The sequence below is a fragment of the Citrobacter sp. Cpo074 genome, from assembly GCF_030332745.1.
GTDB lineage: Bacteria > Pseudomonadota > Gammaproteobacteria > Enterobacterales > Enterobacteriaceae > Citrobacter > Citrobacter portucalensis.
In genome coordinates, this window is record NZ_JAOWHG010000033.1 from 652,499 (window position 1) to 678,814 (window position 26,316).

At 55.6% G+C, this 26,316-nt stretch carries 27 protein-coding genes; 3 read left to right on the plus strand and 24 right to left on the minus strand.

Annotation, left to right across the window (positions count from 1 at the left end):
• Window positions 1-60: 60 nt before the first annotated feature.
• The 5 genes from ucpA to OGX83_RS17515 all read right to left on the minus strand — a co-directional run bounded on the left by ucpA (window position 61) and on the right by OGX83_RS17515 (window position 3,514).
• Entirely contained in the window at window positions 61-852 is a 792-nt protein-coding gene (ucpA, locus tag OGX83_RS17495; RefSeq protein WP_003835020.1) for an SDR family oxidoreductase UcpA, read from the minus strand.
• A gap of 172 nt (window positions 853-1,024) precedes the next feature.
• Window positions 1,025-1,924, minus strand: a complete 900-nt coding sequence (gene yfeX, locus OGX83_RS17500) for a porphyrinogen peroxidase (protein WP_286588742.1) — start codon at window positions 1,922-1,924, stop codon at window positions 1,025-1,027.
• A gap of 93 nt (window positions 1,925-2,017) precedes the next feature.
• Entirely contained in the window at window positions 2,018-2,593 is a 576-nt protein-coding gene (locus OGX83_RS17505; RefSeq protein WP_048215807.1) for an RpoE-regulated lipoprotein, read from the minus strand.
• A gap of 59 nt (window positions 2,594-2,652) precedes the next feature.
• On the minus strand, window positions 2,653-3,102 hold the full coding sequence (locus OGX83_RS17510) for a DUF2919 domain-containing protein (protein WP_008785415.1): 450 nt from the start codon (window positions 3,100-3,102) through the stop codon (window positions 2,653-2,655).
• On the minus strand, window positions 3,089-3,514 hold the full coding sequence (locus OGX83_RS17515; protein ID WP_003038048.1) for a GNAT family acetyltransferase: 426 nt from the start codon (window positions 3,512-3,514) through the stop codon (window positions 3,089-3,091). The genes OGX83_RS17510 and OGX83_RS17515 overlap by 14 nt, the downstream gene beginning before the upstream one ends.
• A gap of 212 nt (window positions 3,515-3,726) precedes the next feature.
• Here OGX83_RS17515 and amiA point away from each other — a divergent pair, with 212 nt between their 5' ends.
• A complete protein-coding gene (gene amiA / locus OGX83_RS17520; RefSeq protein ID WP_003038046.1) occupies window positions 3,727-4,596 on the plus strand; it encodes an N-acetylmuramoyl-L-alanine amidase AmiA in 870 nt (289 codons plus the stop codon).
• Between the two features lie 2 nt (window positions 4,597-4,598).
• On the plus strand, window positions 4,599-5,498 hold the full coding sequence (gene hemF / locus OGX83_RS17525) for an oxygen-dependent coproporphyrinogen oxidase (protein ID WP_048224960.1): 900 nt from the start codon (window positions 4,599-4,601) through the stop codon (window positions 5,496-5,498).
• 95 nt (window positions 5,499-5,593) lie between these two features.
• Here the strand turns inward: hemF and eutR are convergent, their stop codons facing one another.
• The 18 genes from eutR to maeB form a co-directional block, all read right to left on the minus strand.
• A complete protein-coding gene (gene eutR / locus OGX83_RS17530) occupies window positions 5,594-6,646 on the minus strand; it encodes an HTH-type transcriptional regulator EutR (protein WP_003835032.1) in 1,053 nt (350 codons plus the stop codon).
• A 48-nt stretch (window positions 6,647-6,694) separates the two neighbouring features.
• The gene (gene eutK, locus OGX83_RS17535; RefSeq protein WP_003835033.1) at window positions 6,695-7,225 is read right to left on the minus strand and encodes an ethanolamine utilization microcompartment protein EutK; all 531 of its coding nucleotides are present in this window, start codon (window positions 7,223-7,225) and stop codon (window positions 6,695-6,697) included.
• 11 nt (window positions 7,226-7,236) lie between these two features.
• Window positions 7,237-7,896 carry an ethanolamine utilization microcompartment protein EutL gene (gene eutL / locus OGX83_RS17540; protein ID WP_003838537.1) on the minus strand — a complete coding sequence of 220 codons (660 nt, stop codon included), beginning with the start codon at window positions 7,894-7,896 and terminating at the stop codon, window positions 7,237-7,239.
• Window positions 7,897-7,905: 9 nt separating this feature from the next.
• Window positions 7,906-8,802 (minus strand): ethanolamine ammonia-lyase subunit EutC, encoded by an 897-nt coding sequence (gene eutC / locus OGX83_RS17545; RefSeq protein WP_008785418.1) that lies wholly within the window; start codon window positions 8,800-8,802, stop codon window positions 7,906-7,908.
• 20 nt (window positions 8,803-8,822) lie between these two features.
• The gene (eutB, locus tag OGX83_RS17550) at window positions 8,823-10,184 is read right to left on the minus strand and encodes an ethanolamine ammonia-lyase subunit alpha (protein WP_003038029.1); all 1,362 of its coding nucleotides are present in this window, start codon (window positions 10,182-10,184) and stop codon (window positions 8,823-8,825) included.
• A gap of 11 nt (window positions 10,185-10,195) precedes the next feature.
• Window positions 10,196-11,599, minus strand: a complete 1,404-nt coding sequence (gene eutA / locus OGX83_RS17555; protein ID WP_103285613.1) for an ethanolamine ammonia-lyase reactivating factor EutA — start codon at window positions 11,597-11,599, stop codon at window positions 10,196-10,198.
• On the minus strand, window positions 11,596-12,828 hold the full coding sequence (gene eutH / locus OGX83_RS17560; protein WP_003835043.1) for an ethanolamine utilization protein EutH: 1,233 nt from the start codon (window positions 12,826-12,828) through the stop codon (window positions 11,596-11,598). The genes eutA and eutH overlap by 4 nt, the downstream gene beginning before the upstream one ends.
• A 119-nt stretch (window positions 12,829-12,947) precedes the next feature.
• Window positions 12,948-14,135: an ethanolamine utilization ethanol dehydrogenase EutG gene (gene eutG / locus OGX83_RS17565; RefSeq protein WP_008785420.1), complete on the minus strand. Its 1,188-nt coding sequence runs from the start codon at window positions 14,133-14,135 to the stop codon at window positions 12,948-12,950.
• On the minus strand, window positions 14,125-14,964 hold the full coding sequence (eutJ, locus tag OGX83_RS17570; RefSeq protein WP_048234757.1) for an ethanolamine utilization protein EutJ: 840 nt from the start codon (window positions 14,962-14,964) through the stop codon (window positions 14,125-14,127). Before eutJ ends, eutG begins: the two co-directional genes overlap by 11 nt.
• Before the next feature lie 12 nt (window positions 14,965-14,976).
• Complete coding sequence (locus tag OGX83_RS17575; RefSeq protein WP_003835050.1) at window positions 14,977-16,380, minus strand: aldehyde dehydrogenase family protein; 1,404 nt, start codon at window positions 16,378-16,380, stop codon at window positions 14,977-14,979.
• An 11-nt stretch (window positions 16,381-16,391) separates the two neighbouring features.
• A complete protein-coding gene (eutN, locus tag OGX83_RS17580) occupies window positions 16,392-16,679 on the minus strand; it encodes an ethanolamine utilization microcompartment protein EutN (protein WP_267445478.1) in 288 nt (95 codons plus the stop codon).
• Between the two features lie 114 nt (window positions 16,680-16,793).
• A complete protein-coding gene (gene eutM / locus OGX83_RS17585) occupies window positions 16,794-17,087 on the minus strand; it encodes an ethanolamine utilization microcompartment protein EutM (protein WP_003835054.1) in 294 nt (97 codons plus the stop codon).
• A gap of 41 nt (window positions 17,088-17,128) precedes the next feature.
• Window positions 17,129-18,145: a phosphate acetyltransferase gene (pta, locus tag OGX83_RS17590; RefSeq protein ID WP_048224970.1), complete on the minus strand. Its 1,017-nt coding sequence runs from the start codon at window positions 18,143-18,145 to the stop codon at window positions 17,129-17,131.
• The gene (gene eutT / locus OGX83_RS17595; RefSeq protein ID WP_003835057.1) at window positions 18,142-18,945 is read right to left on the minus strand and encodes an ethanolamine utilization cob(I)yrinic acid a,c-diamide adenosyltransferase EutT; all 804 of its coding nucleotides are present in this window, start codon (window positions 18,943-18,945) and stop codon (window positions 18,142-18,144) included. The genes pta and eutT overlap by 4 nt, the downstream gene beginning before the upstream one ends.
• A 9-nt stretch (window positions 18,946-18,954) precedes the next feature.
• Complete coding sequence (eutQ, locus tag OGX83_RS17600; RefSeq protein WP_032944171.1) at window positions 18,955-19,653, minus strand: ethanolamine utilization acetate kinase EutQ; 699 nt, start codon at window positions 19,651-19,653, stop codon at window positions 18,955-18,957.
• Window positions 19,631-20,110 (minus strand): ethanolamine utilization acetate kinase EutP, encoded by a 480-nt coding sequence (gene eutP, locus OGX83_RS17605; RefSeq protein ID WP_003037998.1) that lies wholly within the window; start codon window positions 20,108-20,110, stop codon window positions 19,631-19,633. The genes eutQ and eutP overlap by 23 nt, the downstream gene beginning before the upstream one ends.
• Before the next feature lie 12 nt (window positions 20,111-20,122).
• A complete protein-coding gene (eutS, locus tag OGX83_RS17610) occupies window positions 20,123-20,458 on the minus strand; it encodes an ethanolamine utilization microcompartment protein EutS (RefSeq protein WP_003037995.1) in 336 nt (111 codons plus the stop codon).
• A 160-nt stretch (window positions 20,459-20,618) separates the two neighbouring features.
• On the minus strand, window positions 20,619-22,898 hold the full coding sequence (gene maeB / locus OGX83_RS17615; protein WP_003835063.1) for an NADP-dependent oxaloacetate-decarboxylating malate dehydrogenase: 2,280 nt from the start codon (window positions 22,896-22,898) through the stop codon (window positions 20,619-20,621).
• A gap of 280 nt (window positions 22,899-23,178) precedes the next feature.
• Here maeB and tkt point away from each other — a divergent pair, with 280 nt between their 5' ends.
• Window positions 23,179-25,173 (plus strand): transketolase, encoded by a 1,995-nt coding sequence (gene tkt, locus OGX83_RS17620; RefSeq protein WP_003835065.1) that lies wholly within the window; start codon window positions 23,179-23,181, stop codon window positions 25,171-25,173.
• On the opposite strand, the gene OGX83_RS17625 is transcribed toward tkt, so the two are convergent.
• Window positions 25,163-26,206, minus strand: coding sequence for a DUF1176 domain-containing protein (locus tag OGX83_RS17625; protein WP_079935173.1), 1,044 nt, complete (start codon window positions 26,204-26,206; stop codon window positions 25,163-25,165). The genes tkt and OGX83_RS17625 overlap by 11 nt on opposite strands.
• Window positions 26,207-26,316: the final 110 nt, after the last annotated feature.

The window sequence follows — 26,316 nt, forward strand, 5'->3', positions numbered from 1 at the left end:
AGTTGAAAAGAGAATAAGGGGTACCTCCTCCCCAGCACATGGGGAGGAGACCGGCATCAATCAGACGCCGACGCTAACGCTTTCAGGCAGGGTGCTGCCGCCATCAATCACGTTTTGCGTGCCAGTTAAATAACTGGACTCATCCGATGCCAGGAACGCCGCCAGTTCACCGACCTCAAGCGGGCAGGCCAGACGACGCATCGGGATCGCTTTCGCCATTTCGACTAAAACGGATTCAGGATCTTCCGGGTTAGACTGACGCGCAATGCTTTCCGCCATCGGCGTACGAACGTAGCCCGGGCAAATGGCATTCACGCGAATGCCGGACTGCGCATATTCTACCGCCAGGGATTTGGTCAAACCGATGATCGCGGCTTTCGACAGCGCGTAGGCCGTTTCGCCCGGGTCAGCAACCATATCGCCGGTCACCGATGACATCATCACGATGCGCCCATCTTTGCGCGCAATCATCTCCGGCAGAACGGCTTTCGTCACGTTCCAGACGCCTTTAATGTTGATATCAATGTGGAAATCGCGATCTTCATCGCTCATATCAAGGAAGTTGCCGAGGCGGCATACGCCGGCATTGTTCACCAGAATATCGATTTTGCCTTCAATCTGCTTCGCGCGCGTCACCGCTTCCTTGACCGACGCAAAATCTCTGACGTCAGCGTGAACAGCTGTGCAACGGTGCCCTCGCCCAGCCAACTCATCCGCCAGTTTTTCAATCTCATCGGAGATATCCAGCAGGATTAAGTTCGCACCATGGCGGGCAAACGTTCTGGCGATACCCTCGCCAATACCCTGAGATGCGCCCGTAATCAATGCTGTTTTGCCCGTGAGTTTTCCCATTTCAATATTCTCCTTTTGAATATGAAGCCTTCGCTTCATTCACGCAGAAGATACAGCAATAACAAATTAGTGCTGAGGAATAGCTCACTAAATCAGGTTAATCTCAGGTAAAAAAAATCCCCGACGATGCGGGGATGTCTATTTCGTGGCCGATAACAGGCTCAGCTCACCATTACAGCGCCATTAAACGGTCCAGCGACGGTGCAAAGTAATAACCGCCGGTTACCGGTTTGGTGAAGCGCAGCATCGCATCACGCTTACCGTCGGTGTCACCAAACATGCTCAGCAATTGTTGTTCAATGTTGTGCAGACGAGCGCAGTAGGCGCAGAAATAGAGACCATGCGTGCCGCTGGCAGTACCGTATGGCAGGCTCTGGCGCACAATTTTCAGCCCTTTACCGTCTTCTTTTAGGTCAACACGGCTCAGGTGAGAGGTGACCGGACGGTCATCACCGTCGATCTCTTCGTTGGCTTCCTTGGTACGACCAATCATCATTTCCTGGTCATGGATGCTCATGCGATTAAGCTGCTTCAGGTTATGTTCCCAACGCTGCACAAACACATAGCTGCCACCGGCATCCACACCATCTTTGATAACGGCAACTTCACGGCGCGTTTCTTCGCCTGCCGGGTTTTCCGTACCGTCAACAAAGCCGCTGAGATCGCGCTCTTCGACCCAACGGAAACCGTGAATTTCTTCTTTAACTTCAATACAGTCGCCAAATGCTTCCATTGCCGCCTGTGCAACGGAGAAATTCACGTCATGACGCAAAGAGAGAATATGGATCAACACGTCATATTGGGTTGCTGGTGCCAGACCTTTACCGTAAGGGATAAAGTCTTTTAACTCTTCAGCACCGACGCCGCCGCTCAATGCACGCCAGGTGTTGTTGCCAAAAGCGACAACCGCGCCCAGATGCGCATCCGGGAACTTAGCTTCAAAGGTCGCCAGCTTATCGGCGAAGGTTTTGCTGGCCGCACGCAGGGCATCAACGTCGTCTTTAACATTGGCTTCAATCCAAATCGCCGCACGGCAATGTTCTGGCAAAATGCCACTCTGAACCTGAGACATTGTTCCTCCTGAAAAAAAGATGCCACGACATCGTGGCATTGATGGGCGCTATTCTACCTGTTTTTTTAACAAGCCGATTTGTTCAGACGCAAATTAACGCCGCCAGATAATTTTGCTTACTTTCCACGCTTTCAGCGTGTCGTCAGACGGCATTATATCCTCAGGCCCGCTCCATTCACCGGAAAAAATATAGCTAATATGTTGACTTCCTTCAGCTTTACACTCAACGCCCGCGCTGTCATCTCCGGTTGCTTTTTGGCAATTACCGAAAGCTTTAGTGTAAAGGTCGCTAAACGGTGTACCGATTTCGACACCCGCGGCTGACGAAATATCGTGATCTAATACATCAATACGACTGATGGTTCCCTGGCTGCCGTTGATGACTATCGCCAGCTTGTCGTCTTTCATCGCTTCATAGAAGCGCACCACATTACCGTTATCGGTCTTCATTCCGCTACGCAGGCGGTAATCACCGTCCAGCGCATCAGCAATGGCTTTTTCATCCAGCGGCGTAGCGCCCGTTAACGCTCCTACGCCCTGCTCTGTGACCTGCGTTGAAGAACCAAACCAGTTCCACGGATTGGCGGCAGACCAGTTCACCGAGGACAACGTTGAACACCCGGCCAGTAGCAGCGGCATCGCGCATAAAGTCAAACGCAGTGATTTCATTTCACTTCCTTCCTTATTTATCAACGTTGCTTGGAGTCCGGTTTCCCCAAAAAGTGCCGTTATTCTTTCTCAAGGGAAAAACAGGCGCGCAGACGTTGATTGGTTAACAGCCAGATCAGCGCGACAATATCCGCCACCAGCAGCGCCAGCCCGACGCCATTGAGAGGATCGCCTGCCAGCCACATCACCGGCTGCCAGCACAGCAGCACCAGTTGAGCGAGAATCAATAATCCGCGCAGCCAGCGCCAGAGCACCGGAAACGCAAAGCGTCGCCCACTGAGTAAAAACGCCAACACGGCGGGAACGCCGGGAAGCAACCCAAGCCAGAATGCGTCATGATCGGGATAAAACAGATTCAGCAAGGTGTTGCCCTGCTCACGGGAAGAACCGGCAATCACAAACAAAACCCAGGTGCGTGCCTGCAACAGCAGTACGCACCAGAAGAGAAAAGGCAGGCGCAGACGCCCATGACCGTCATAGTCGGCCGGATGAAACTCAGTACTCTTCATCTTCGATCAAACGCTTGCCCAGATTGAGTACATCCGCATGTTCATAGCCCAAACGTTCATACATGCCCTGTACGACGTCGTTATCGTCACGCACCATGATTTGAATCTTCGGACAACCGCGGGCAATGAGCTTTTTCTCCAACCGGTTGAGCAGCGCATTGGCAATACCGCGTCCGCGAAACTCAGGATGCACGCCCAGGTAATAGGCGGAACCGCGATGCCCGTCGTATCCGCCCATCACCGTGCCGACCACCTCGCCGTTCACTTCAGCAACGAGGAACAAGCTGACGTCATGATTAACTTTACGTTCGATGTCCATTTCAGGGTCGTTCCATGGACGCAGCAAATCACAACGCTCCCAGAGGGTGATCACCTCTTCGAAATCTTCCTGGCGAAAAACGCGTATTTCCATGGTATTGGGTACCTTTTCAGGACGTTAAAAAGCGATTATGGCGCGAACGGCTGATTTAGCCAATATCTGACGCGAAGCGGCGGAAAAAATGGCATAATACGGAATTGTCACGTATTGAAATGAAAAGTAAAACAATTCTTATCTCGATCCGTCGCAACGGACTACGCGATACGATATAACGTTTAGAACCTTTTTTTTACAACTCAGGCCGTATGAGCACTTTTAAACCACTAAAAACACTCACATCGCGCCGCCAGGTGCTGAAAGCCGGGCTGGCCGCCCTGACGCTGTCAGGCATGTCACAAGCCATCGCTAAAGAAGAAGCGCTAAAGACCAGCAATGGACACAGCAAACCGAAAGCGAAAAAATCCGGTGCTAAGCGCGTTGTTGTCCTTGATCCGGGGCACGGAGGGATTGATACCGGCGCAATTGGTCGCAACGGCTCGAAAGAAAAGCACGTTGTGTTGGCTATTGCCAAAAACGTGCGCTCGATCCTACGTAACCAAGGGATTGATGCACGCCTGACCCGCTCCGGCGATACGTTTATTCCGCTCTACGATCGCGTCGAGATCGCCCACAAACATGGTGCCGATCTGTTCATGTCGATCCACGCCGACGGTTTTACCAATCCGAGCGCTGCGGGTGCTTCGGTCTTTGCCTTATCCAATCGCGGTGCCAGTAGCGCCATGGCGAAATATCTGTCCGATCGTGAAAACCGGGCCGATGAAGTCGCCGGAAAGAAGGCCACTGATAAAGATCATTTGTTGCAGCAGGTGCTGTTCGATCTGGTGCAAACTGACACCATAAAAAACAGCCTGACGTTAGGCTCGCATATTCTTAAGAAGATCAAGCCGGTACACCGTCTGCACAGTCGCAGCACGGAACAGGCCGCCTTCGTGGTGCTAAAATCACCTTCGATTCCGTCGGTCCTGGTCGAAACCTCGTTCATCACCAACCCGGAAGAAGAACGATTGCTGGGTACGGCGGCGTTTCGTCAGAAAATCGCCACCGCTATCGCCAATGGCATCATCAGCTATTTCCACTGGTTTGATAACCAGAAAGCACACTCGAAGAAACGTTAACCATGAAGCCCGATGCACAGCGCGTAAAACAGTTCCTGCTCAGCCTGCAGGATGAGATTTGTCAGCAGTTATCCACCGTAGACGGCAGCGAATTTGTTGAGGATAACTGGCAACGCGAAGCGGGTGGCGGCGGGCGCAGTCGGGTGTTGCGTAACGGCGGTATTTTCGAGCAAGCAGGCGTCAACTTCTCCCACGTCCACGGCGATGCAATGCCGGCCTCGGCTACCGCACATCGCCCGGAGCTTGCCGGGCGCAGTTTTGAAGCCATGGGCGTCTCGTTGGTGGTGCACCCGCAGAATCCCTACATTCCAACCAGTCATGCCAACGTACGGTTTTTTATCGCGGAAAAACCGGGGGCCGATCCCGTGTGGTGGTTTGGCGGCGGCTTTGACTTAACGCCCTACTACGGATTTGATGAGGATGCGGTTCACTGGCATCGCACGGCGCGGGATCTGTGCCAGCCGTTTGGCGATGACGTGTATCCACGTTACAAAAAGTGGTGCGATGACTACTTCTTCCTCAAGCACCGCAACGAGCAGCGCGGCATTGGCGGGCTGTTTTTCGATGATTTGAATACCCCTGATTTCGACCACTGCTTCGCTTTTATGCAGGCGGTAGGTCAAGGATACACCGAGGCGTATCTGCCCATCGTCGAACGCCGCAAAATGATGAGCTGGGGCGAGCGCGAGCGTAATTTTCAGCTTTATCGTCGTGGGCGCTATGTGGAATTTAATCTGGTGTGGGATCGCGGCACGTTGTTCGGTTTGCAAACCGGCGGACGCACGGAGTCGATTCTGATGTCGATGCCGCCGCTGGTACGCTGGGAGTATGACTGGCAGCCGGAAGCGAACAGCCCGGAAGCTGCCCTTAGCGAGTTTATTCAGGTCCGCGACTGGGTGTAATTGCCTGATGGCGCTACGCTTATCCGGCCTACAACAAAGGCAAACCCGTAGGCCGGATAAGACGCGTTAGCGTCGCATCCGGCACAATAATCTCATCATGCCCACTGGCGCATACGCTGATGCAGCGTCAACGATGGTTTCTCCGCAAACAGCTGCTGGTAGTCGGTGGCAAACTGCCCTAAATGCCAGAATCCCCACTGCATGGCGGCGTCTTTCACCGTCGCACTCTGCGACCATGGGCTTATCAACTCACGGCGCACGGCGTTCAGCCGAATACGTTTCAACCAGGCATTCGGGCCAATACCGAGGATCGCGTGAAAGGCGTTTTGCAACGTCCGGCGGCTAACGTGCAGCTGATTGCATAAGTCGAGCACGGTCAGCGGCTCTGACATATTTTCCAGCACGTATTCGCGCGCACGTGACAGCAAGCGACGATAGCTCTGATGGCTGATGCTTTCCGCAGTCATAATCGGCTGCGCTTCTTCCAGCATGGTGCCCATCGCCAGCAGCAGGTTATCCCCTAACACTTTACGCACCGCGGGTTGGTGAAGGTTTTCAGGATTCTCACTAAACGTCGCCAGCGCCTGCTGCACAAAGCCCCATAGCGCGGCTTTGTGTTGTTCTTTAACTTCCAGCGCCGACTGATTGCGCAGCATATGTAGCACCCTTTCCGGGTTATGCAGGAAGTTGGCCTGACGAGCAATGGCCTCTTCCGAAATGACGACACCCAAAATGGTGTAATCATCCGGCGTACTCAGTTCAAACTCCGTCCCGCCTGGGCGGGTGGCAATTTCAGCGCTACCCAAACACTGGGTACCAATAAATCCCTGCTCGCCGCGCGTGGCCGGAATGCCAAACCAAAATGAGTTTGGCCAGACAAGGCACGACTGGCGCAGCGCCAGTCCGGTGTATTCACGGAACACCTGAATATCATCGAGCAGGATTTCCGTGAACTCGCCATGAAATTTTCCCGGATGCAGCTGGTCGTAGATCTGCTGCCAGGCGGTAATCGTCAGCGCGTGCTCATACACATCCGTTGTTCGCCGTTGGTGAACGTTGTCCACTTCCACTTTCGGCGTCAGTTTAACGTCTTCGGGTAATACTTCATGATAAAGATGGTGCAAGTTTGCAGTACGGTTCTTTTTCATGATCTTTTAAGCCGGAAGCTTCAACGAAGCCCCCGGCCCTCCGACAGGTTAATTTTTTAAGCGGTAGCGACTACTGCGTTTACGCAACGCTCCATCAGAAAAGAGCTGTTCCAGCGCATTTCTGGCTTCATCAAGTGACCAGCCAAAGTGGGCCGCCACTTCCCCTGCCGTCATTCCTTGACGGACCGATGCTAACAGCGTCAGAAGTTGGGCAGAGGATTCAGACGTCACTGGGGCGTCCTGTGTCTTCTCTGGTTTCACTTCTGTTTTCGCTTCTGGCTTCTGTTCAGGTTTCTTCGGCTGGCGTTTAAAACCGCCGATCAGCCACTGGGTGTCATCGTCCGGCCGGCCTATTTCCTTACGGCTGATAACACGGCCCGTACGCGCTGCGGCTGCACTGCCAGCATCCAGCGCTGCGCGGCATGCCGCCAGATCGCCTTCCACCACCAGCGTCAGCCGACCAGGATCGAGCACTTCGTGGCTAAGCAGACGCACGTTCGCGGCTTTCAGCATGGCATCGGCCGCGTCCACGGCAGCCACCATGCCATCCACTTCCAGTAATCCCAGTGCATTGATCATCACTACCTCTCTTACGCGCGCTGGATTGGATTACGGGCAATATCCAGAACGGCATCGGCAAAGGCGTTACATGCGGCTTTACAAGCGGCCTGGCTACCGGTCAAAAACGCGGCTGAATAGTTAGTTTCTGACGGCGGTGGTACATAGGTCACCAGTTGTACATCGGCAGATTTCAGCGCGGCATCAATACCAAATGTCGCTTCCAGCGGCGGTGCTACCAGATACGCCATCGGATCGCCCAGTCGGCATCCCGCGGTTGCGGAGAGATACGAACCGGTACGCGAAACCACATGCGCCAGGAAGGCGGTATCTTCTGCGTCATTCGCCCACTGGAATGCCGCCCCGCTTTCAATATTGGCCACCATCGCGTCCAGACCCGCGCGAACTTCGGCCGGGTTTGGTCCACCGAGCATAATCAGCACTTCGCCCGATGTTGGAGAGGGACTGTGCGCCGCACCGGCATACAGCGAGCGGCCATAAACCACTTCGACCATTGCCTGTTTTGTCGCTTCGTCTGCGGCAATATACGCCACGTCATCAGAATCTGCTGTGATGAGTCCGAGGCTACGTATATGTGGCGGTAATTTAAGTTCGCGGGCAAAACCGTCATTTACCGAGGCAATCACACGCATTGCGGTGACTGAAGGTCTAATTAAATCTAATGCTGGCATGATGCCTCCTTAACGGGTCATATTGATGCCGGATGCTTTTTGCTCCAGCATGCGCTTGGCCAAATCCACAATCACCGCCGCCGCTTCAACCGGTGGCGTACCGCCCTGGTGAATGTTCGAGATACAGGTACGATCAGCCTCAACGGTGGTCGCCACACGCGGCGAATAGACGGCATAGCAAGAAAGACTTTCCGACTGGCCGAGGCCCGGACGTTCACCAACCAGCAGGATCACCGCTTTTGCACCCAGCAGTTCGCCGATCTGATCTTCGATTTTCACGCGCCCATAGCGAACAAAGAACGGCGTCCCGACCTTCAATCCGGCCTGTTTTAAGCCCGACAACAGCGGCGGCAGGATCTCTTCATAGTTCGCGGTAATCGCGTCGGTAGACAGGCCATCAGAAATAATCACCTGCACATCCGGATTCATTACACACTGTGATTTCAGTGCTTCAATGGCTTCCGCACTCAGACGACGCCCCATATCCGGACGCGTCAGATACAGGTTTTTGTCGCTGATTTCCGAGCGCACTTCCAGCAGCCCCTGGGCTTTTACCCACTCTTCCGGCACTTCTTTCAATACCGTATCTTTCGAACGCGAGTGGTCAGCCAGGAAACGCAGCAGCGCCTGGGTACGCGGACGAGGACCGGCACGACCGGTACATACACGCGCAGCGGTGCTACGGCGAAGTTCAGTCAGCACCTCTGCACGGTGCGGATTCTCAACGCCAATCCACGCTTTGGCTTCGGCTGAGCCTAAGTCCATCGCGCAGCTTTCACCGGTCGGCGCGGCGCACTGCGTGGTGCTGCATTTTGCTGGTGCTGACGGTTCTTGAGCCTGCGGTTGAGACTCACCCATTGACGCCATTACGCTGCGTACAATTTCTTCAATCTGTTTTTGATCCATCGTGTGTCATCCCCGCGTCATCAGAAGAACAGTGACGGATCGCCCGCCCGTTTGGTCAGGCGACCGTTTGCCATAATGCCCATGGTTTCCAGCCAGCGTTCAAACTCCGGCGACGGACGCAGGTTCAGCAGCTGACGCACGGTCGCGGTGTCATGGAAGGCGGTGGTCTGATAGTTGAGCATGATGTCGTCACCGAGCGGCATGCCCATGATGTAGTTGCAGCCAGCGGTGGCGAGCAGAATCATCAGGTTTTCGTTAAGGTTCTGGTCAGCATCAGCATGGTTGGTGTAGCAGCAGTCGCAGCCCATTGAGATGCCGCTCAGCTTGCCCATAAAGTGATCTTCCAGACCCGCGCGAATAATCTGACGGTCGTTGTAGAGATACTCCGGCCCGATAAAGCCCACCACGGTGTTCACCAGGAACGGATCATAGTGGCGTGCCAGCCCGTAGTTACGCGCTTCCATCGTCACCTGATCGGCGCCGAAGTTCGCGCCCGCGGAAAGTGCAGACCCTTGCCCGGTTTCGAAGTACAGGCAGTTTTCCCCGGCGATACGGTTGAACTCAGCGCCCACTGCGCGCGCTTCATCCAGCATGGCCAGCTCAACGCCAAACTCTTTTAAGCCTTTTTCGCTACCGCAGATACTCTGGAAAATCAGCCCGCCCGGCGCGCCGCGACGAATCGCTTCGATCTGGGTAGTCACGTGTGCCAGTACGCAGCCCTGGGTCGGGATGTTGAATTTGTCGATAACGCCGTACACGGTATCCAGTACGCGGCTTAAGTTTTCCACGTCATCTGTTACCGGGTTTACGCCGATCACCGCATCGCCCGCCCCGAAGGACAGCCCTTCGTAGATTTGTGCGGCAATACTCTGCACGTCATCACGGGTGTCGTTCGGCTGCAAACGGCAGCTGAAGGTGCCCGGCAGACCGATGGTGGTATTGGCCTTTTTGATCACCGGCATTTTCTTACCGCCGTAGATCAGGTCCGCGTTAGAGCAGATTTTTGCTACCGCAGCGACCACTTCCGACGTTAACCCTTTGCGCGTAAACGCAATGTCATCAACGGAGGTTTCATCGCTCAGCACGTACTCGCGCAGCTCGCTGATACTCCAGTTTTTGATACGGTTATAGGCCGTCTCGTTGACGTCATCCTGAATCAGACGAGTAACACAGTCCTCTTCATAGGAAATCACCGGGTTATTGCGGATATCCGCCACCGTCATTTCCGACAGTACCTGCTTGGCCGCCACGCGCTCCTGCGAACTGGTTGCGGCCACTCCTGCCAGCACATCCCCCGAACGCAGTTCGTTGGCTTTTGCCAGCACCTCTTTAACATCCTTAAACTGATAAACATTGCCGAACAATGTGGTCTTTAGTTTCATAAGTCGTTCCCTCAGGAAGGAAATGCGAGTGATTTCACCGTCACCGGCACAACCGATCCGCCAAAAAGAGGCGTACCAATGTCGATATAGTCCCCCGCCCGGACAACCACCTCATCGATGACTGCCAGCGGGTGTTGCTGTAACTGTGGGCGTAACAGCATGCCCAGGGCCTTACCAAAATCCTGCTCGGCTACCACCAGCAGGGGATGCGGATTCGGATAGCGCGCGACAAAGGCCAGCAGCGCATCAATCACCGTTAACAGCGCGGCATAGCGCACCGGCAGCGAACCGGGCAGCGCCAGCACGTAGGCGTCCGTTTGCGGGTCCAGATCGAGCTGCATTAGCGCCTGTTGCCAGGCGGCCACCAAATCAGCCTCATCAACCGGAATCGCCACCGGCAGATTGCGCAGCGGAAGCGCCACACCTTCCAGCCAGATGGTGCTGCCCGAAAGCGACAGCGTATGCGCACCGGCGCCAATCACCGTGGCGCGCACGGTTTGCGCCGGGAACTGCACGTTCATCTCACGCAGGCGCGGATGTTCATGCAGCGCCGTCGCTAACAGCGGGCCAATGTCGGAAAAACAGAACGGATCGGCTGGTTGGTTGCGGTAGCACTCGCCCACCCCGCCGGACAACGTAATCACTTCCGGTTTCACGCCCGCCGGTAACAGGCCGGTTTGCATCAGCGCCTGCGCCAGCGGTGATAACGTGCCGTCAATCACCTCCACAATCAGCGCCGCCATCCGTCGGGCTACCTGAACAAGCTGCGCCGCATTGAGGGTTCGGGCGTCGGTGCCCGGACCAAATACGTCATCAACAATCATCTGCCCCGGCTGATGCGCATGTACTACTCGCCCCTGGCCGTCCGTTTCCAGCAGTCGTCCGCCGACGTTCAGGCAAGCCGAACCGCTGACCTTTCCGGCATCAAACAGAACGTAGTTCGACGTACCGCCACCAATGTCGATATTCAGTACGCGGCACAACTTCTGCTCGGACAGGGTTTGTGCCCCCGCACCGTGACCGGCAATCACCGATTCCAGATGCGGACCGGCGCTGGCCACCACAAAATCCCCCAGCGACTGAGAGAGCGCCATCACCGCCGGACGCGCATTACGGGTTTTGGCACTTTCTCCGGTGATGATGATCGCACCGGAATCAACAGTCTCAGGCGCAATACCCGCCGCCTGATACTGGGCGAGGATCAGCGCCTTAAGTTCGGCCTCTTTCAACCCGCCCTGCTTATCAACGGGGGTAAAGAACACCGGGCTTTGCCAGCTAATTTCGCGTTTGATGAATTCGTAGCGCGGCACCTGCGACACTGCCGCACGGTTGACTAACTCAAGGCGCGAGAAAATCACCTGAGTGGTAGTGGTGCCGATATCGATACCGACGCTCAGTAGCTGGCGAGTATTCACGATTGCGCCTCCGGGTTGGTTTCTACTTCTGCTGGCACATCTTCATCTTTCGGTACCAACAGCATAGCCACACCAATCGCCGTCACGCCGCCAATCAACTTGCCGACAATCATCGGGAAGATCATCGCGTTCATGTTGGCAGCGGCGAAGCCTAAGTGGTCACCCAGTGCAAAGGCCGCGGAGACCGCAAAGGCGCAGTTGATCACTTTGCCGCGGGTATCCATATTCTTCATCATGCCGAACATTGGGATGTTGTTCGCCAGCGTCGCAACCATACCGGCAGCCGCAATATTATTGATTTTTAACAGATTACCGACGCTCATCAGCGGTTTTTCAAACCAGCGGGTCAGCAGCAGTACCATTGGGTACGCACCGAGCAGTACGCAGGAAATAGAACCGATAACTTCGATGGCGCGCATCACTTCACCCGGCTTGTCGCCCGGAGCCATGAAGATAGGATCAAGACCTGGGATCAGCTCCCAGCCGAGCAGGAATTTGACCACTGCTGCTGCCAGGCCGATGGTGATCAGCGCTACCAGGAATTTCGCGAAGATCTGGAAGCCGTTGATCATTTTTTCCGGGATGAATTTCAGTCCCAGCGCCACCAGCACAGCCACGATCAGCACCGGGATCATATTCATCAGGATCAGCGCGAAGGTGAATTCCACCGGCTGTCCGTTGATTTCGACGCCGGAGTACATCGCAATCAAACCGCCCGCAATACAGCCAATTGGAATGGTGACAATACCCGCCAGCACGCCCAGCGCCAGATAACGACGGTCAGACGGTTCAATAATCCCCAGCGCAACCGGAATAGAGAACACCAGCGTCGGCCCCATCATCGCCCCGAGGATCAGGCCAGAGTACAGCCACGCCGCAACGTCGCCGCCCGCCAGTTCTTTCGCCAGGAAGAAGCCGCCCATATCGCACGCCAGCAGCGTTCCGGCAAACATCGACGGGTTCGCGCCCAGCATTTCATACAGCGGAATAATTACTGGCCCGAGCACATGCGCCAGAACCGGTGCCAGCGCGGTCATACCGACCATCGCCAGACCCAGCGCGCCCATCGCCATAAAACCTTCTTCAAACTGGCCGCCCGATCCCTCAATACTCTTACCGAACTTACCGAGGAAGCGTGCCGAACCGCCGAACTGCGACAGGATCCTGTCCACGGCGGCAATCAGCATAAAGAACATCATGATGTACATGATGATTTCGTTAATTCCCATAGCCCCTACTCCCTGTCATTTGTGATTTGTAGGCCGGATAAGACGTTTACGTCGCCTCCGGCATTAACGCCGTGTTATTGCCGGATGGTGGTGCGAGCACCTTATCCGGCCTACAGGCATTACCCGGCAGCCGCGTACAGGTCGATGATCTGTGCCTGCGTGGCGGTGCGTGGGTTACTGCGAATACAAATATCCTCCAGCGCGGCGTGAGCCCATGCGCTGTACTGCTCGGGCTTTGCCCCAACGTCAGAGAGTCGTTTGGTCTGGCCCACTTCGCTAATCAACTCGCTGACCGCGTTGATAGCATCACGATCGTCCGATTTCTTGTTGGTTAACGCGCGTCCGATATGGCTAAAGCGCTCACGACACACCATGCGGTTGAACCCCATTACCGTGGGAAGCAGCATGGCGTTAGCCTGTCCGTGTGGAATGTGCAACGTCGCCCCCGGCTGGTGCGCCATCGCATGGCACAGGCCAAGCCCAGCGCTGGAAAACGCCATCCCGGCCATACAGGAAGCCAGCAGCATGCTTTCGCGCGCAGCCAGATCCTGACCGTAGCCGACGGCCTTCGGCAGCGATTTACCGATCATCGCTATCGCGCCAATCGCCAGGCTGTCGGTAAACGGCGTCGCGTTCAGTGCGCTATACGCTTCAACGGCGTGCGTCAGTGCATCAATCCCGGTCATCGCCGTTACGTGTGCAGGCACGCCTTCCGTCAATGCGGCGTCAAGGATCGCCACATCCGGCATCAGGGTTGCGTGGGCCAGCACTTTTTTGAGTCCGGTCGCGGCGTCGATAATCACCGTGACGTTCGTGGTTTCTGAGCCCGTTCCGGCGGTAGTCGGTACGGCAATCAGCGGCAGACGCGGGCGTAACACGCTGCGCTCGTCCATGTCAGCCAGCGTCTGAGTAGGATTGGTCACCAGCAACGCCACTGCCTTGGCGGCATCCAGCACGGAACCGCCGCCGAAAGCCACGACACCGTCGCACTTCGATTCACGCAGTTGCGCGACTGCCGCGCAGACGTCCGTAATGCACGGTTCGCCCACCGGGCACGGCCACAGCGTCATCGCCACACCTTTCATCGCCAGGCTGCGCTCCAGTGCCGCGGTCATCCCAGCCTGATGCAGAAAGCTGTCTACCATGACGAACATGTGCGTCAGTCCGCGCGTTTGTGCTTCCTGACCGCAGGTACTGAGCGCTCCCAATCCGCAAAGGGTGACCGGTGGAACGCTAAACGTTTTAACGCGTTGCAGATTCAGGGTATCGAATGCCTGAAAGAGCGCGGTCTGCAATTCAGCTTGCATAGATTCCTTCCGCTTTTTCTTTTCCGCTGTTTGCAATCGCCAGCGGAGTCATAAACAGGCTGTGCTGGGGTAAATGCACCTGCAGCTCCGGGAAACGCTTACGGAACAGTTCATCAACGCCTGGCTGCATACAGGAGCCACCCGCCAGCCACAAATCAGCGACATCCTGTCCGGCAATATGGTGCGCCACGATTTCCGCCATCTTTTCGTAGACAGGCTTCACCACCGGCCAGATTTCTTTGCCATTGCTGCGCTTGTACTGCTCGGCTTCTTCCAACTGGATACGACGGTTCCCGGCCAGCGTCAGAGAGATATGGTGCCCGCCAGTCGCTTCATCAGCGGAGTAAGTCACTTTGCCCTGTTTAACAATCGCAATCCCGGTAGTGCCACCACCAATATCCACCACGCCGGCGTTATCAAGCTGCAACAGATCCGCCACCGCGGTTGGTTCGTCGAGGACATGGCTCACTTCAAGCCCGGCAGACTCCAGCACGTTAATAGAGATGCGTGGGTCAGTTCCCGGTGGAAACGAGGTTGCCGCATGGGTAAAACGGCAACCCAGTTGTTGTTCGAGCGTATCGAGATGGCGACGAACGATGGTCACCGCACCAAAGAAATCCCAAACGATGCCATCGCGCACGACATCGGCCCAGTCCAGGCAAACCGCGACCGGCTGTCCGTCACTGTCCACAACCATCGACACCACATCACACGTTCCCAAATCAATGCCCAACCACAGCGGTGAATCGCTCTTTGCGGGCGTCTGGTTACATAGCGTTGCCGCTTTTAGCAGTCTGGGTGTCAACCAACGTTGTTCGTCGTGCGCCATCTCATTTACTCCTTATACAATTCTGAAGGCGTCTACCAACACACAGCGACGCAGACGCACAAACGTACGCGCACTGGTCACCCCTTCCCCGGTTGGTGTGGTAATAGTCATCGTGGTCCAGCCTTCACCGCCCAGTCCAAGACCGGCAATGCACGGTCCGTTCTTAACGAAGATGCTGGTATCAATGGCGTTTGCCATACGGTTCATATTTTCGATATTGCGTGAGTGCATCGCCGCCGTATGGTGGCAGCCGCCTTCCAGCTTGACCGCCAGTTCAATGGCTTCATCGACGTTGGCAACCCGCACGACCGGCAGCACCGGCATCATCAGTTCGGTAACGGCAAACGGATGCGTCGCGGAGGTTTCGACGAATAACAGACGGGTTTGCTCCGGTACGTTCAGACCAATCGCCGCAGCGATTTTTCCGGCATCGCGCCCGACCCAGTCACGACTGACTGTGCCTTTACCGCGCTCATCGATATTTTTCAGCAGCACCGGCTGCAGCTGTTCGGCCTGAGCCGCGGTCAGTTTCACCGCATGCTGGCTTTCCATCAGACGCATCAGTTCATCAGCGACGCTATCGACCACGATCAGCACTTTTTCATCGGCGCAGATGATGTTGTTGTCAAACGATGCACCTTTGACTATCGACTGCGCCGCGCGTGCCAGGTCAGCCGTTTCATCAACCACCACTGGCGGATTACCCGCACCAGCGGCAATCAGACGTTTGTTGGTGTGCTTACGCGCGGCGTCCACCACGGCTTCACCACCGGTCACCACCAGCAGGCCGATACCCGGGTACTTGAACAGACGCTGGGCAGTCTCGATATCCGGGTTGGCAACCGTCACCAACAGGTTTGCCGGACCGCCTGCGGCAACTACCGCCTGGTTAAGCAGAGTGATAGCGCGCTGAGAGACTTTTTTCGCCGCCGGATGCGGTGCGAAGACCACGCTGTTACCAGCGGCAATCAGGCTGATGGCGTTGTTAATGACGGTCGCGGCCGGGTTGGTGGATGGAGTTACCGAGGCCACCACGCCCCACGGTGCGTTTTCAATCAGCGTCAGACCGTTATCGCCGGTCAGAACCTGTGGAGACAGGCATTCCACACCCGGCGTGCCGCGCGCCTGCGCCACGTTTTTGGCAAATTTATCTTCGACGCGTCCCATGCCGGTTTCAGTGACGGCAAGTTCCGCTAATTCTCTGGCGTGCTTTTCGCCCGCCTCACGTAGGGCCGTGATAGCCAGTTGGCGCATGGCGACGCTTTTCAACCCCTGCTGGGCTAGTTTTGCTGCCGCCACTGCGTCATCCAGGGAGGCAAAAACGCCCATTTCTTGAACGGCACTGACGGGTTGGCTGCTGTCTTTCATTTTCAGCAGTACCGCTTTCACGACCTGTTCAATATCCTGTTGATTCATGATTTTCTGCCTTATTTATGGAAGATCACCTGACCACCTGCCACCACTTCATCGACAATGCCAATCACGCACAGATCGACAGGCGATGATTCATTCCGGTGCGCCTGACGGGCGGAGCTTCCGCTGACCAGCAGCACCCACTCTCCGGTTCCCGCCCCGATGCTGTCGATAGCAACAGCACATTGCCCGTCGGGATTTCCATGGGCGTCAATCATTTCCACCATCAGCAACTTGTCGTGCGCGAGCCCCTGATGGCGTACGGTACAAACAATTTGTCCTGTAACGATTGCCAGTTTCATACGCGCCTCCGTGGCATATTTCAGGTAAAACCTCCCCCTACCCTCCGCAGAAGGTAATGTGAAAAGGAGAGAGGGTGACGCCAGCAATGAAGTCTGTGGCGTCACATGGACGACTTACATGTCGTTGCTGTCGCCTTTAAAGCTGATCGGGAACACTTCTTCCAGATCGCCGTGCGGACGTGGGATCACGTGTACTGAAACCAGCTCGCCAATACGCTGTGCTGCCGCAGCACCTGCGTCCGTTGCAGCTTTACATGCCGCTACATCGCCACGGACCATGGCAGTGACCAGACCGCCACCGATCTGCTTCACGCCAACCAGTTTCACGCGTGCCGCTTTAACCATTGCGTCAGAAGCCTCAATCAGTGCAACCAGGCCCCGGGTTTCAATCATTCCTAATGCTTCCATTATGCTTTCCTCTTAAGTCAAAGGGGGTCCAGAACGGGACCTTATACAACCAGTGTGTGCGAGGCGTTTTCACGACTCATGTCAGTCTGGCGCGGCACTGCTGCCACCAACGCCAGTTCGATAATTTCCTGTACGCTACAGCCACGAGAGAGATCATGAAGCGGTGCGGCAAGCCCTTGAATCAACGGACCTACTGCGCGATATCCTCCCAGACGCTGAGCGATTTTGTAGCCAATATTGCCTGCCTCCAGCGATGGGAAGACCATCACATTGGCATTGCCCTTTAACGGACTGGCGGGCGCTTTTTGCGCTGCGACATCCGGAACAAAGGCGGCATCAAATTGCAGTTCTCCGTCCACGGTAAGCTGCGGGGCACGCTCACGAACGATCTCGGTCGCCTGCTGCACGTTAGCGACGTTAGGATGGCGAGCACTGCCATTACTTGAAAACGACAGCATAGCCACGCGCGGCTCTTCACCAGTGATCGCCTGCCATGTCTGCGCGCTGGCAATTGCAATATCCGCCAACTGTGCGGCGGTGGGCTGCGGCACGACGCTGCAATCGGCAAAACCTAATGACGGACCAAGGTACTGCGGCAGCATCAGGAAAATTGACGACAGCGTTTTACAGCCAGGCTGTAGCCCGATAATGCGTAATCCGGCACGCAGCACGTTCGCTGTTGATGAGAGATTGCCCGCAATACAGACGTCAGCTTTACCCGCGCTGACCATTGCAGCGGCGAACATCAGCGGATCGTTGAGTTTTTCCAGCGCATCCGCAGGCGTTTTATCTCCCGCGCGAGCCAGCCAGCGCAGCGCAAACTCTTCGCGCATTGGCTGATTGCTTTGCGGATCGATAACCTGAATGCCATCCATTGCCACCCGGTGGCTGAGGGCAAACTGGCGCAGCGCAAACGGGCTGGCGACGAGAATGGGATGTGCCAGACCGTGCTGATGCAGGTAATTCGCCGCCTTCAGCACCCGGACATCCAGCGCATCCGGAAACACCACCCGTGCCGGTGAGCGTTGGGCGAGTTGACGAGCACGTTCAATGATCATTGCTTCTCCCCCAGTCGCTGTTGAATTTGGTTAACCGTCAGCGGATGCTTCGCAACGCTCAGAATCATCATCACGTAGACCGTACTGGAAAGGCGGTTGAGCGCCTGCATAATGTCCGGTCGCATAACCTCAAAACTGCGAGTGATGAACACCTGGGCCGCCACCGTCTCCGTTTCACGGACTTTGGTACGCAGCAGATTAAGCAGCGCGCAATCACGTCCGTGGCTGGCTTCAGGCACCAGATGGTCGTGGTCCAGATAGCGCAGCGGTTGATGCGAAAGACGGTGTAAATCTTCGTCACTTAAACCCACGACAGCTTGTGCTGCCAGCGGCTCATCCATGGCGTCAGCGCGCATAATATTGCCCAGGCGCGAGCGGATATCCGCCAGCCACGGCTGCCACGGTTCTGCCATCTCAATCTGCAACCACACAGCCAGGGCGATGGTGCTGTCCAGCGCGGCGCGAAATCCCAGCCGAGGGTCACTTTTGGCGACCATCTTGTCCGCCGTCAGATGCGTCAGGGTGTCCGGTTTCTTCGCCACCGGTTGATGGCACAGTTCGCAGCTGGCCTGTGGATGCGTATCACTGCTGGTTAATCCATGCACCGGCTGCGGCTGCTGTTCTTCGTCATCAATAAACAGGCTGCCCTGCTCGTCGATAAACTTAATACGCAGATGTCGGCTTTCCAGTAATTCCCGGGCAGACGGCGTCAGGCGAGCGTCAGCGGGGAGATGAATTTCAGCCCCTTCGCTGAGCGTATGATTCGCTCTGAGCCATGCTTCGGTAATGAAATCCTTCATACATCCGCCTTAGCAGGACTGCCAGTTCGCAGGCCAGGCCACATACAGAAACTTCACCGTCGATGGCGTACCAAATTCGATGCTGGAACCTTTCGGGATAAACATGACGTCCCCGGCTTTTGCAATCATGGTTTCGCCTTCGTGGCGAACGTGCAGCTCGCCTTCCAGAATCATGTCGATTTCGTCGTAGTTCAGCGTCCATGGGAAAAAAGCGTTATCCCACTGCATGAACCCGGCGGCCATGCTGCTACCGTCCTGGTCGGTCACCAGATCGGTTAAGCCCACGCAGTGCGGCTGCGCGCCGTCAAAACGACCAAACTTCACGCTGCTGCCGTCGATGACTTTGACGCCGCCTTTGCCGGTTACCGAGTTAAAACTCGGCTGCATTCCGCCCTGCTCCAGCGACTGCTTCTCCTTCATAACTTTGTCCATCAGCTGGGCGACCAGGCTTTCGGTAAACTGCCCTTCCGGTAACTGCGCAATGATGGTTTCGCGAATGCGCTGGCTTTCCGTTTTGCCATCATCAACCGCCGCCGGTACAGCAGCAGTTGGCGCGGATTCATCGCATTCACTGATGGTAACGCCCAGCAGCTCCGCAACTTCGCGCGCCTCCGGGGTAATGATGCTGGCGCGCAGAACAACCGACATTTCCTGTTCGCCGCGTGCGTGGGCCGCACGAATATCGTTAGCTGTGATGAGTTTTTTCACCTGCCCTTTCCTCCTTTTGGCTGAGCTCAGTCAGATAATCCACCAGGTGCTGCACGCTGCGCGGGTCATGGCTATTGAGCTCAAAAATCGGCTCCTGAAACCCCATCCCGCGAAGTAGTTGTCGCGTTGCGGCGACGTCGGCATCCGGCATGTCCGTTTTACTGATAACGGCGATTTGTCGTTTACTGGCGCCGATATCCAACAGCCCGGCAGGTAAGCGACTTTCTTTATCATTTGCCGCGTGTATATAAATCAACGTATCGACATCCTGCAGCGTGGTAATTAAGGCGTGATACCAACGCGGATGGCTAAAATATTCCCCTGGCGTATCGATATCGCCATTTTCATTAAACTCCACGGCCTGTGTTTTTCTGGCGAGGGAATAATTCCCCTGTAGCGCATTAAAGAGCGTTGTTTTCCCCGCCCCCACCGTACCGACAAATGCAATACGTTTCATCGCCGCCTCTGATTAACTTTTTGTCAGGTTGCACAAAGTGAAATTTAATAATCGACCCAGACCGCTTACCGTCTGTAATAACGCTTCTTCTACTGCGCCTACCGAACCGTAGATCACCAGTGCGCCGCTGAATCTATCGAGAAAACCGATATGTACATCCGCCGCCTTCATGGCTAAGTCACCGGCAATCATCGCGGTTTCGCCTGGCGTCAGCGTCATGATGCCGATAGCGCCCGCTTCGGGAACGCCGATCTTTTTCGCTAATTCCTCGCCGGGGTGCGCAATGAGATGCGCCAGCGTGACCTGTTTCCCCGGCACAAATTCCTGAATAATGCGTTCTTTTTCCATTGCTCACCGCCTCCGCTAAAACTGCCCTCATCGTGGCAATTTTTTGTCAGAGTAAATAACAAAATTCGGCAACCAGGTTTAAAAGGTGAAGTAGATCACTAAGAAAGGGAAAATAAAAAGGCGCGGGAGAAACCCGCGCCGGAAATAAATTAAAGTGAAATTACAGCGGCTGCGTTTGGGCTTCTACAACCGCCAGCGCCACCATATTAACGATACGACGAACGGAGGCGATCGGCGTTAATACGTGAACCGGTTTCGCAACCCCCATCAGCACCGGGCCAACCGTTACGCCTTCAGAACTGGAAACGCGTAGTAAGTTGTAACTAATACGGGCAGCTTCCATATTCGGCATCACCAGAATATTCGCTGAGCCTTTCAACGGACTGTCCGGCATGCGGTCATTACGGATGCTTTCCACCAGCGCGGCGTCGCCGTGCATTTCGCCGTCAATCATCAACTCTGGCGCGCGCGCCTTAATCAGCTCCAGCGCGTCGCGCATTTTGCTGGCCGACGGACAGTTAGAGGAACCAAAGTTGGAGTGCGACAGCAACGCCACCTTCGGTTCGATACCAAAGCGACGCACGGTCTCTGCCGCCATCACGGCGATTTCCGCCAGTTGCTCAGGCGTAGGATCGTCGTTGACGTAGGTATCGGCGATAAAGGTGTTACCGCTTGGCAACAGCAAGGCGTTCATCGCCCCGGCAGTATGCACTCCGTCGCGATGACCAAACACCTCTTTCACCACGCTGAAGTGCTCATGGTAGTCGCCAATCGTACCGCAGATCATCGCATCCGCTTCGCCACGCTGTACCATGATTGCGCCGATCACCGTAGTGTTGGCAATCACCGCACGCTGCGCCTGCTCCTGGGTAATCCCACGACGCTTCATAATCTGGTAGTACTCGCTCCAGTACTCTTTAAAGCGCGGATCGGACTCATTGTTGACGATTTCAAAATCGACGCCCGCTTTGATCTGCAGACCCAGTTTCTGGATGCGCATCTCGATCACGCTCGGACGACCGATCAGGATCGGTTTTGCCAGCCCTAACGTGATCAGCTCCTGGGTAGCGTGCAGTACGCGCGCTTCTTCCCCTTCGGTCAGCACCACGCGCTTCGGCGCTTTGCGTGCCAGGGAGAAAATCGGCTTCATGAACAGGTTGGTTTTGTAGACGAATTCAGTCAGCTTATCGATGTAAGCGTCAAAGTCGGCAATCGGACGCGTTGCCACGCCGGAGTCCATCGCCGCTTTCGCCACAGCAGGGGCGATTTTGACGATCAGACGCGGGTCGAACGGTTTCGGAATGATGTATTCCGGGCCGAAGCTCAGGTCCTGATCGCCATAAGCAGAGGCCACCACTTCACTCTGCTCGGCATGCGCCAGCTCAGCAATGGCGTGCACCGCCGCCAGTTTCATCTCTTCGTTGATGGCCGTCGCACCAACGTCCAGCGCACCGCGGAAGATGAACGGGAAGCACAGGACGTTGTTAACCTGGTTCGGGTAGTCTGAACGACCGGTACAGATGATGGCGTCGGAACGCACCTCTTTTGCCAGCGGCGGCAGGATTTCCGGCTCCGGGTTGGCGAGTGCCAGAATCATTGGCGCACGCGCCATCTTCTTAACCATTTCCTGCGTCAGCACTTTCGGGCCCGAGCAGCCGAGGAAAATATCTGCGCCGTCAATGACATCATCCAGCGTACGCTTACCGTCATCCACCACCGCGTAAGCCGCTTTGGTTTCCGCCATGTTCGGTTCGCGGTCTTTGTAAATCACACCTTTGGAGTCACAGACCACAATATTGTGTTTCTGCATACCCAGCGCTACCAGCAGGTTCATACAGGCAATCGCCGCCGCACCTGCACCAGACACCACCATGCGCACGTCAGAGATATTTTTCTCAACCACCCGCAGACCGTTCAGAATAGCGGCAGTACTGATGATTGCCGTACCGTGCTGATCATCGTGGAAGACCGGAATATTCATGCGCTCGCGCAGTTTTTGCTCAATGTAGAAGCACTCCGGCGCTTTAATATCTTCGAGGTTGATACCGCCAAACGTGGGCTCCAGGGCCGCAACCACATTGATAAACTTATCCGGATCGAGTTCATCGACTTCAATGTCGAACACGTCGATCCCGGCGAATTTCTTAAACAGAACGCCTTTACCTTCCATCACCGGTTTGCCGGCCAACGCGCCAATGTTGCCGAGACCCAGCACCGCTGTGCCGTTGGAAATAACCGCAACCAGGTTGCCGCGCGCGGTGTATTTGTAGGCTGCCAGCGGGTCCTTTTCAATTTCAAGACACGGTGCAGCCACGCCCGGCGAGTAGGCCAGCGCCAGGTCGCGCTGCGTTGCCAGAGGCTTGGTCGGAGAAACCTGGATTTTACCGGGTACCGGAAATTCGTGGAAATCGAGGGCGCTTTGTTTTAACTGGTCATCCATCTTGTTGTTCCTTTCACGTATCTATCAAAAAAGTGGCGCGGGTAACCATTCTACTGAGCCGCACATTATCACCTCAGTCAACGGTACAAACTTTGAAGGTCCCCAAACTCTCACCATTCAAAGAAAGAATTTGTTATCAATTTATAACAACCATGTTACCTGCTTAATCCAGCAATACCATGCCTGTCTGCTATGCTTTTTGCTGACAACGCCCGCAATTTTCCCAAAAGTGTGAATCACAACACGCATCTAACACTTTACTTTTCAAGGAGTATTTCCTATGACCCGTAAAGAGCTTGCCAATGCCATTCGTGCGCTAAGTATGGATGCCGTCCAAAAAGCTAACTCCGGCCACCCTGGAGCACCAATGGGGATGGCCGATATCGCCGAAGTTCTGTGGAACGATTTTCTACGCCATAACCCGACCGACCCCACCTGGTACGATCGTGACCGGTTTATTCTGTCCAACGGCCACGCCTCAATGCTGCTTTACAGCCTGTTGCATCTTTCCGGTTACGATCTGCCGATCGAAGAATTAAAGAACTTCCGTCAGCTCCATTCGAAGACGCCAGGGCACCCGGAAATTGGCTACACGCCGGGCGTGGAAACCACGACAGGACCGCTGGGTCAGGGTTTAGCCAACGCCGTCGGCATGGCCATTGCCGAGCGTACGCTGGCAGCGCAGTTTAACCAGCCGGACCATGAGATTGTTAACCACTTTACCTGGGTCTTTATGGGCGACGGCTGTCTGATGGAGGGTATTTCACACGAGGCTTGTTCGCTGGCGGGCACGCTGGGGCTTGGCAAACTCATTGGCTTCTACGATCACAACGGCATCTCGATTGATGGTGAAACCGACGGCTGGTTTACCGACGATACCGCGAAACGTTTTGAGGCTTATCACTGGCATGTGGTACACGACATTGACGGTCATGACCCAGAGGCGGTGAAAAAAGCCATTCAGGAAGCGCAGGCTGTTACCGATAAACCATCGCTGATTATCTGCCGCACGGTGATTGGTTTTGGCTCACCAAATAAAGCAGGGAAAGAGGAAGCGCACGGCGCTGCGCTGGGCGAAGAAGAGGTGGCACTGACCCGGCAGAAGCTGGGGTGGCATCATCCTGCTTTTGAGATCCCCAAAGAGATTTACCGGGCGTGGGACGCACGCGAGAAAGGCGAAAAAGCGCAACAGGGCTGGAAGGAGAAATTCGCAGCTTACCAACAAGCCTACCCGGAACTGGCGGCAGAGTTTTCTCGCCGGATGAGCGGTGGGCTGCCGAAAGAGTGGGAGGCAACAACCCAGAAATATATTACCGAGCTGCAGGCCAATCCGGCCAAAATCGCCACCCGTAAGGCCTCGCAAAATACCCTTAACGCCTACGGGCCTATACTGCCAGAGCTGCTTGGCGGTTCGGCGGATTTGGCCCCCAGCAACCTGACCATCTGGAAAGGCTCTTCCTCTCTTAAAGAGGATCATGCAGGAAACTACATCCACTACGGCGTGCGTGAATTTGGTATGACGGCGATTGCCAACGGTATCGCCCATCACGGGGGCTTCGTACCGTACACCGCTACGTTCCTGATGTTTGTCGAATATGCCCGAAATGCCGCGCGTATGGCGGCGCTGATGAAGGCCCGACAAATCATGGTTTATACCCACGACTCGATTGGCCTGGGGGAAGATGGTCCTACGCACCAGGCCGTTGAACAGCTCGCTAGCCTGCGCCTGACGCCTAATTTCAGTACCTGGCGACCGTGCGATCAGGTTGAGGCGGCGGTAGGCTGGAAGCTGGCAGTCGAACGTCATGACGGGCCAACGGCGCTGATCCTCTCGCGGCAGAATCTGGCACAGGTTGAGCGCACGCCTGAGCAGGTGCAGCAAATTGCCCGCGGCGGCTATGTGCTGAAGGATGGCGGCGGTAAGCCGGATGTTATTTTGATTGCTACCGGTTCAGAAATGGAAATCACGCTGCTGGCAGCGGAAAAACTGACCGGAGAAGGTCGTAACGTGCGAGTGGTTTCTCTGCCCTCAACCGATATCTTCGACGCCCAGGATGAGGCGTACCGGGAATCGGTCCTTCCAGCAAACGTCAGCGCTCGCGTGGCGGTAGAAGCAGGAATTGCTGACTACTGGTACAAATATGTCGGGCTGAAAGGGGCAATTGTTGGGATGACGGGTTATGGAGAGTCGGCTCCAGCGGACAAACTGTTCCCGTTCTTCGGCTTTACGGTAGATAACATCGTCGACAAAGCGCACAAGGTGCTTAACGCGTGATCCACAGTGTGGGCCAGGCATCTGGCCCATGCCAGTTATCGCAGCTTGGCTCCTGGGCATAGCGTACCAGGCGAAAACGTTGACCGTCGTAGCGCCAGCGGGTCTGGATACCGCAATCTGCCAACCCTCGTCCTTTAGCGAGGGTGACCAGCTCCCGCGACTTCTCGTCAAACGTAGCGTTGGTCAGCTCCATATCGCGACTTTCTGCATCCGTTTTAAACGGCAGGCTTAACCGTACCGCGCGTGAAGTCAACGGAGTCGTACGTGAAACCACCCACGCCAGATCGATGGTGTTATACGCCCCGGCCTCACAGCCAATCATCAGCAGCGCTTTATCATCTGTTAGGGCCGTGACGCGCATCTCGCGACGCAGCGGATCGATAGAGCAACGAATACCGTTGATCCGCCAGTTACCATAGTCCAGCAGTTCACCGCGCTCCTGCTGTGAGAGAGGCGTTGGCGTTGGATTAATGACCGCTACACCTTTCAGCGCGGGGGCCGGAGGTACGCTGAGCGGAGGCTCGTCACCTTTTTCAATCCATGCGGTTTCGCTCCCCACCCGTTTTTGCTGGGCGTCGATAAACAACAATGCGGCTTTTAGCCCGACCAGCGAAAGGTTTTGCGCACCTTTTTGCAGGGTAATCGCCTTCGCGTCCTGTACGGTTTGTAAAAATGCGCTGATGGTGGCGGGATCATCGGTCGTCAGCTGCCAGGGAGTTATGCGCCAGTGCTCGCCGCTCAGCGAGAGTGGCGCACCATCCAACAGCAGACGCGGCGCAATATCGCTCTCTTTGACGCTGGACGATTCCAGCCCGCCCAGCTCAATACGCAACACGGCGTCGGTATGTGCCCCGGCGCTGCGGCTCAAGGTCATGACCAGGCCGTGGTGCTCTCCGGTATTACGCGCCACGCAAAAATTTTGGTTATTACACGTTACCTGCCAGTCAGAAAATGCCTGTTGCGCGGGCGCAGCCCACAGCAATCGGGCGGGTAGCAACCCGAGCAGGAAAAGGAGAATAACGCGATAGCGCATGGACGGTACAACCCCGAAGTCAAAACACACAGCCTAAGCGGTATCTTCCTTGCGCGACTGATGTGGCTCAATAAGAATCGTCGGATTGGCCGTAAATTTGTAAAGAAATA

What these genes read in the sequence shown, in the direction of transcription:
- maeB (WP_003835063.1), bottom strand. Translation starts at nt 22,898, where the DNA reads ATGGATGACCAGTTAAAACAAAGCGCCCTCGATTTCCACGAATTTCCG.
- eutB (WP_003038029.1), bottom strand. Translation starts at nt 10,184, where the DNA reads ATGAAACTAAAGACCACATTGTTCGGCAATGTTTATCAGTTTAAGGAT.
- OGX83_RS17575 (WP_003835050.1), bottom strand. Translation starts at nt 16,380, where the DNA reads ATGAATCAACAGGATATTGAACAGGTCGTGAAAGCGGTACTGCTGAAA.
- eutM (WP_003835054.1), bottom strand. Translation starts at nt 17,087, where the DNA reads ATGGAAGCATTAGGAATGATTGAAACCCGGGGCCTGGTTGCACTGATT.
- eutT (WP_003835057.1), bottom strand. Translation starts at nt 18,945, where the DNA reads ATGAAGGATTTCATTACCGAAGCATGGCTCAGAGCGAATCATACGCTC.
- eutG (WP_008785420.1), bottom strand. Translation starts at nt 14,135, where the DNA reads ATGCAAGCTGAATTGCAGACCGCGCTCTTTCAGGCATTCGATACCCTG.
- eutH (WP_003835043.1), bottom strand. Translation starts at nt 12,828, where the DNA reads ATGGGAATTAACGAAATCATCATGTACATCATGATGTTCTTTATGCTG.
- OGX83_RS17625 (WP_079935173.1), bottom strand. Translation starts at nt 26,206, where the DNA reads ATGCGCTATCGCGTTATTCTCCTTTTCCTGCTCGGGTTGCTACCCGCC.
- eutR (WP_003835032.1), bottom strand. Translation starts at nt 6,646, where the DNA reads ATGAAAAAGAACCGTACTGCAAACTTGCACCATCTTTATCATGAAGTA.
- hemF (WP_048224960.1), top strand. Translation starts at nt 4,599, where the DNA reads ATGAAGCCCGATGCACAGCGCGTAAAACAGTTCCTGCTCAGCCTGCAG.
- eutS (WP_003037995.1), bottom strand. Translation starts at nt 20,458, where the DNA reads ATGGAAAAAGAACGCATTATTCAGGAATTTGTGCCGGGGAAACAGGTC.
- tkt (WP_003835065.1), top strand. Translation starts at nt 23,179, where the DNA reads ATGACCCGTAAAGAGCTTGCCAATGCCATTCGTGCGCTAAGTATGGAT.
- OGX83_RS17510 (WP_008785415.1), bottom strand. Translation starts at nt 3,102, where the DNA reads ATGAAGAGTACTGAGTTTCATCCGGCCGACTATGACGGTCATGGGCGT.
- eutK (WP_003835033.1), bottom strand. Translation starts at nt 7,225, where the DNA reads ATGATCAATGCACTGGGATTACTGGAAGTGGATGGCATGGTGGCTGCC.
- ucpA (WP_003835020.1), bottom strand. Translation starts at nt 852, where the DNA reads ATGGGAAAACTCACGGGCAAAACAGCATTGATTACGGGCGCATCTCAG.
- eutN (WP_267445478.1), bottom strand. Translation starts at nt 16,679, where the DNA reads ATGAAACTGGCAATCGTTACAGGACAAATTGTTTGTACCGTACGCCAT.
- OGX83_RS17505 (WP_048215807.1), bottom strand. Translation starts at nt 2,593, where the DNA reads ATGAAATCACTGCGTTTGACTTTATGCGCGATGCCGCTGCTACTGGCC.
- eutL (WP_003838537.1), bottom strand. Translation starts at nt 7,896, where the DNA reads ATGCCAGCATTAGATTTAATTAGACCTTCAGTCACCGCAATGCGTGTG.
- eutC (WP_008785418.1), bottom strand. Translation starts at nt 8,802, where the DNA reads ATGGATCAAAAACAGATTGAAGAAATTGTACGCAGCGTAATGGCGTCA.
- eutJ (WP_048234757.1), bottom strand. Translation starts at nt 14,964, where the DNA reads ATGGCGCACGACGAACAACGTTGGTTGACACCCAGACTGCTAAAAGCG.
- yfeX (WP_286588742.1), bottom strand. Translation starts at nt 1,924, where the DNA reads ATGTCTCAGGTTCAGAGTGGCATTTTGCCAGAACATTGCCGTGCGGCG.
- pta (WP_048224970.1), bottom strand. Translation starts at nt 18,145, where the DNA reads ATGATCATTGAACGTGCTCGTCAACTCGCCCAACGCTCACCGGCACGG.
- amiA (WP_003038046.1), top strand. Translation starts at nt 3,727, where the DNA reads ATGAGCACTTTTAAACCACTAAAAACACTCACATCGCGCCGCCAGGTG.
- eutP (WP_003037998.1), bottom strand. Translation starts at nt 20,110, where the DNA reads ATGAAACGTATTGCATTTGTCGGTACGGTGGGGGCGGGGAAAACAACG.
- OGX83_RS17515 (WP_003038048.1), bottom strand. Translation starts at nt 3,514, where the DNA reads ATGGAAATACGCGTTTTTCGCCAGGAAGATTTCGAAGAGGTGATCACC.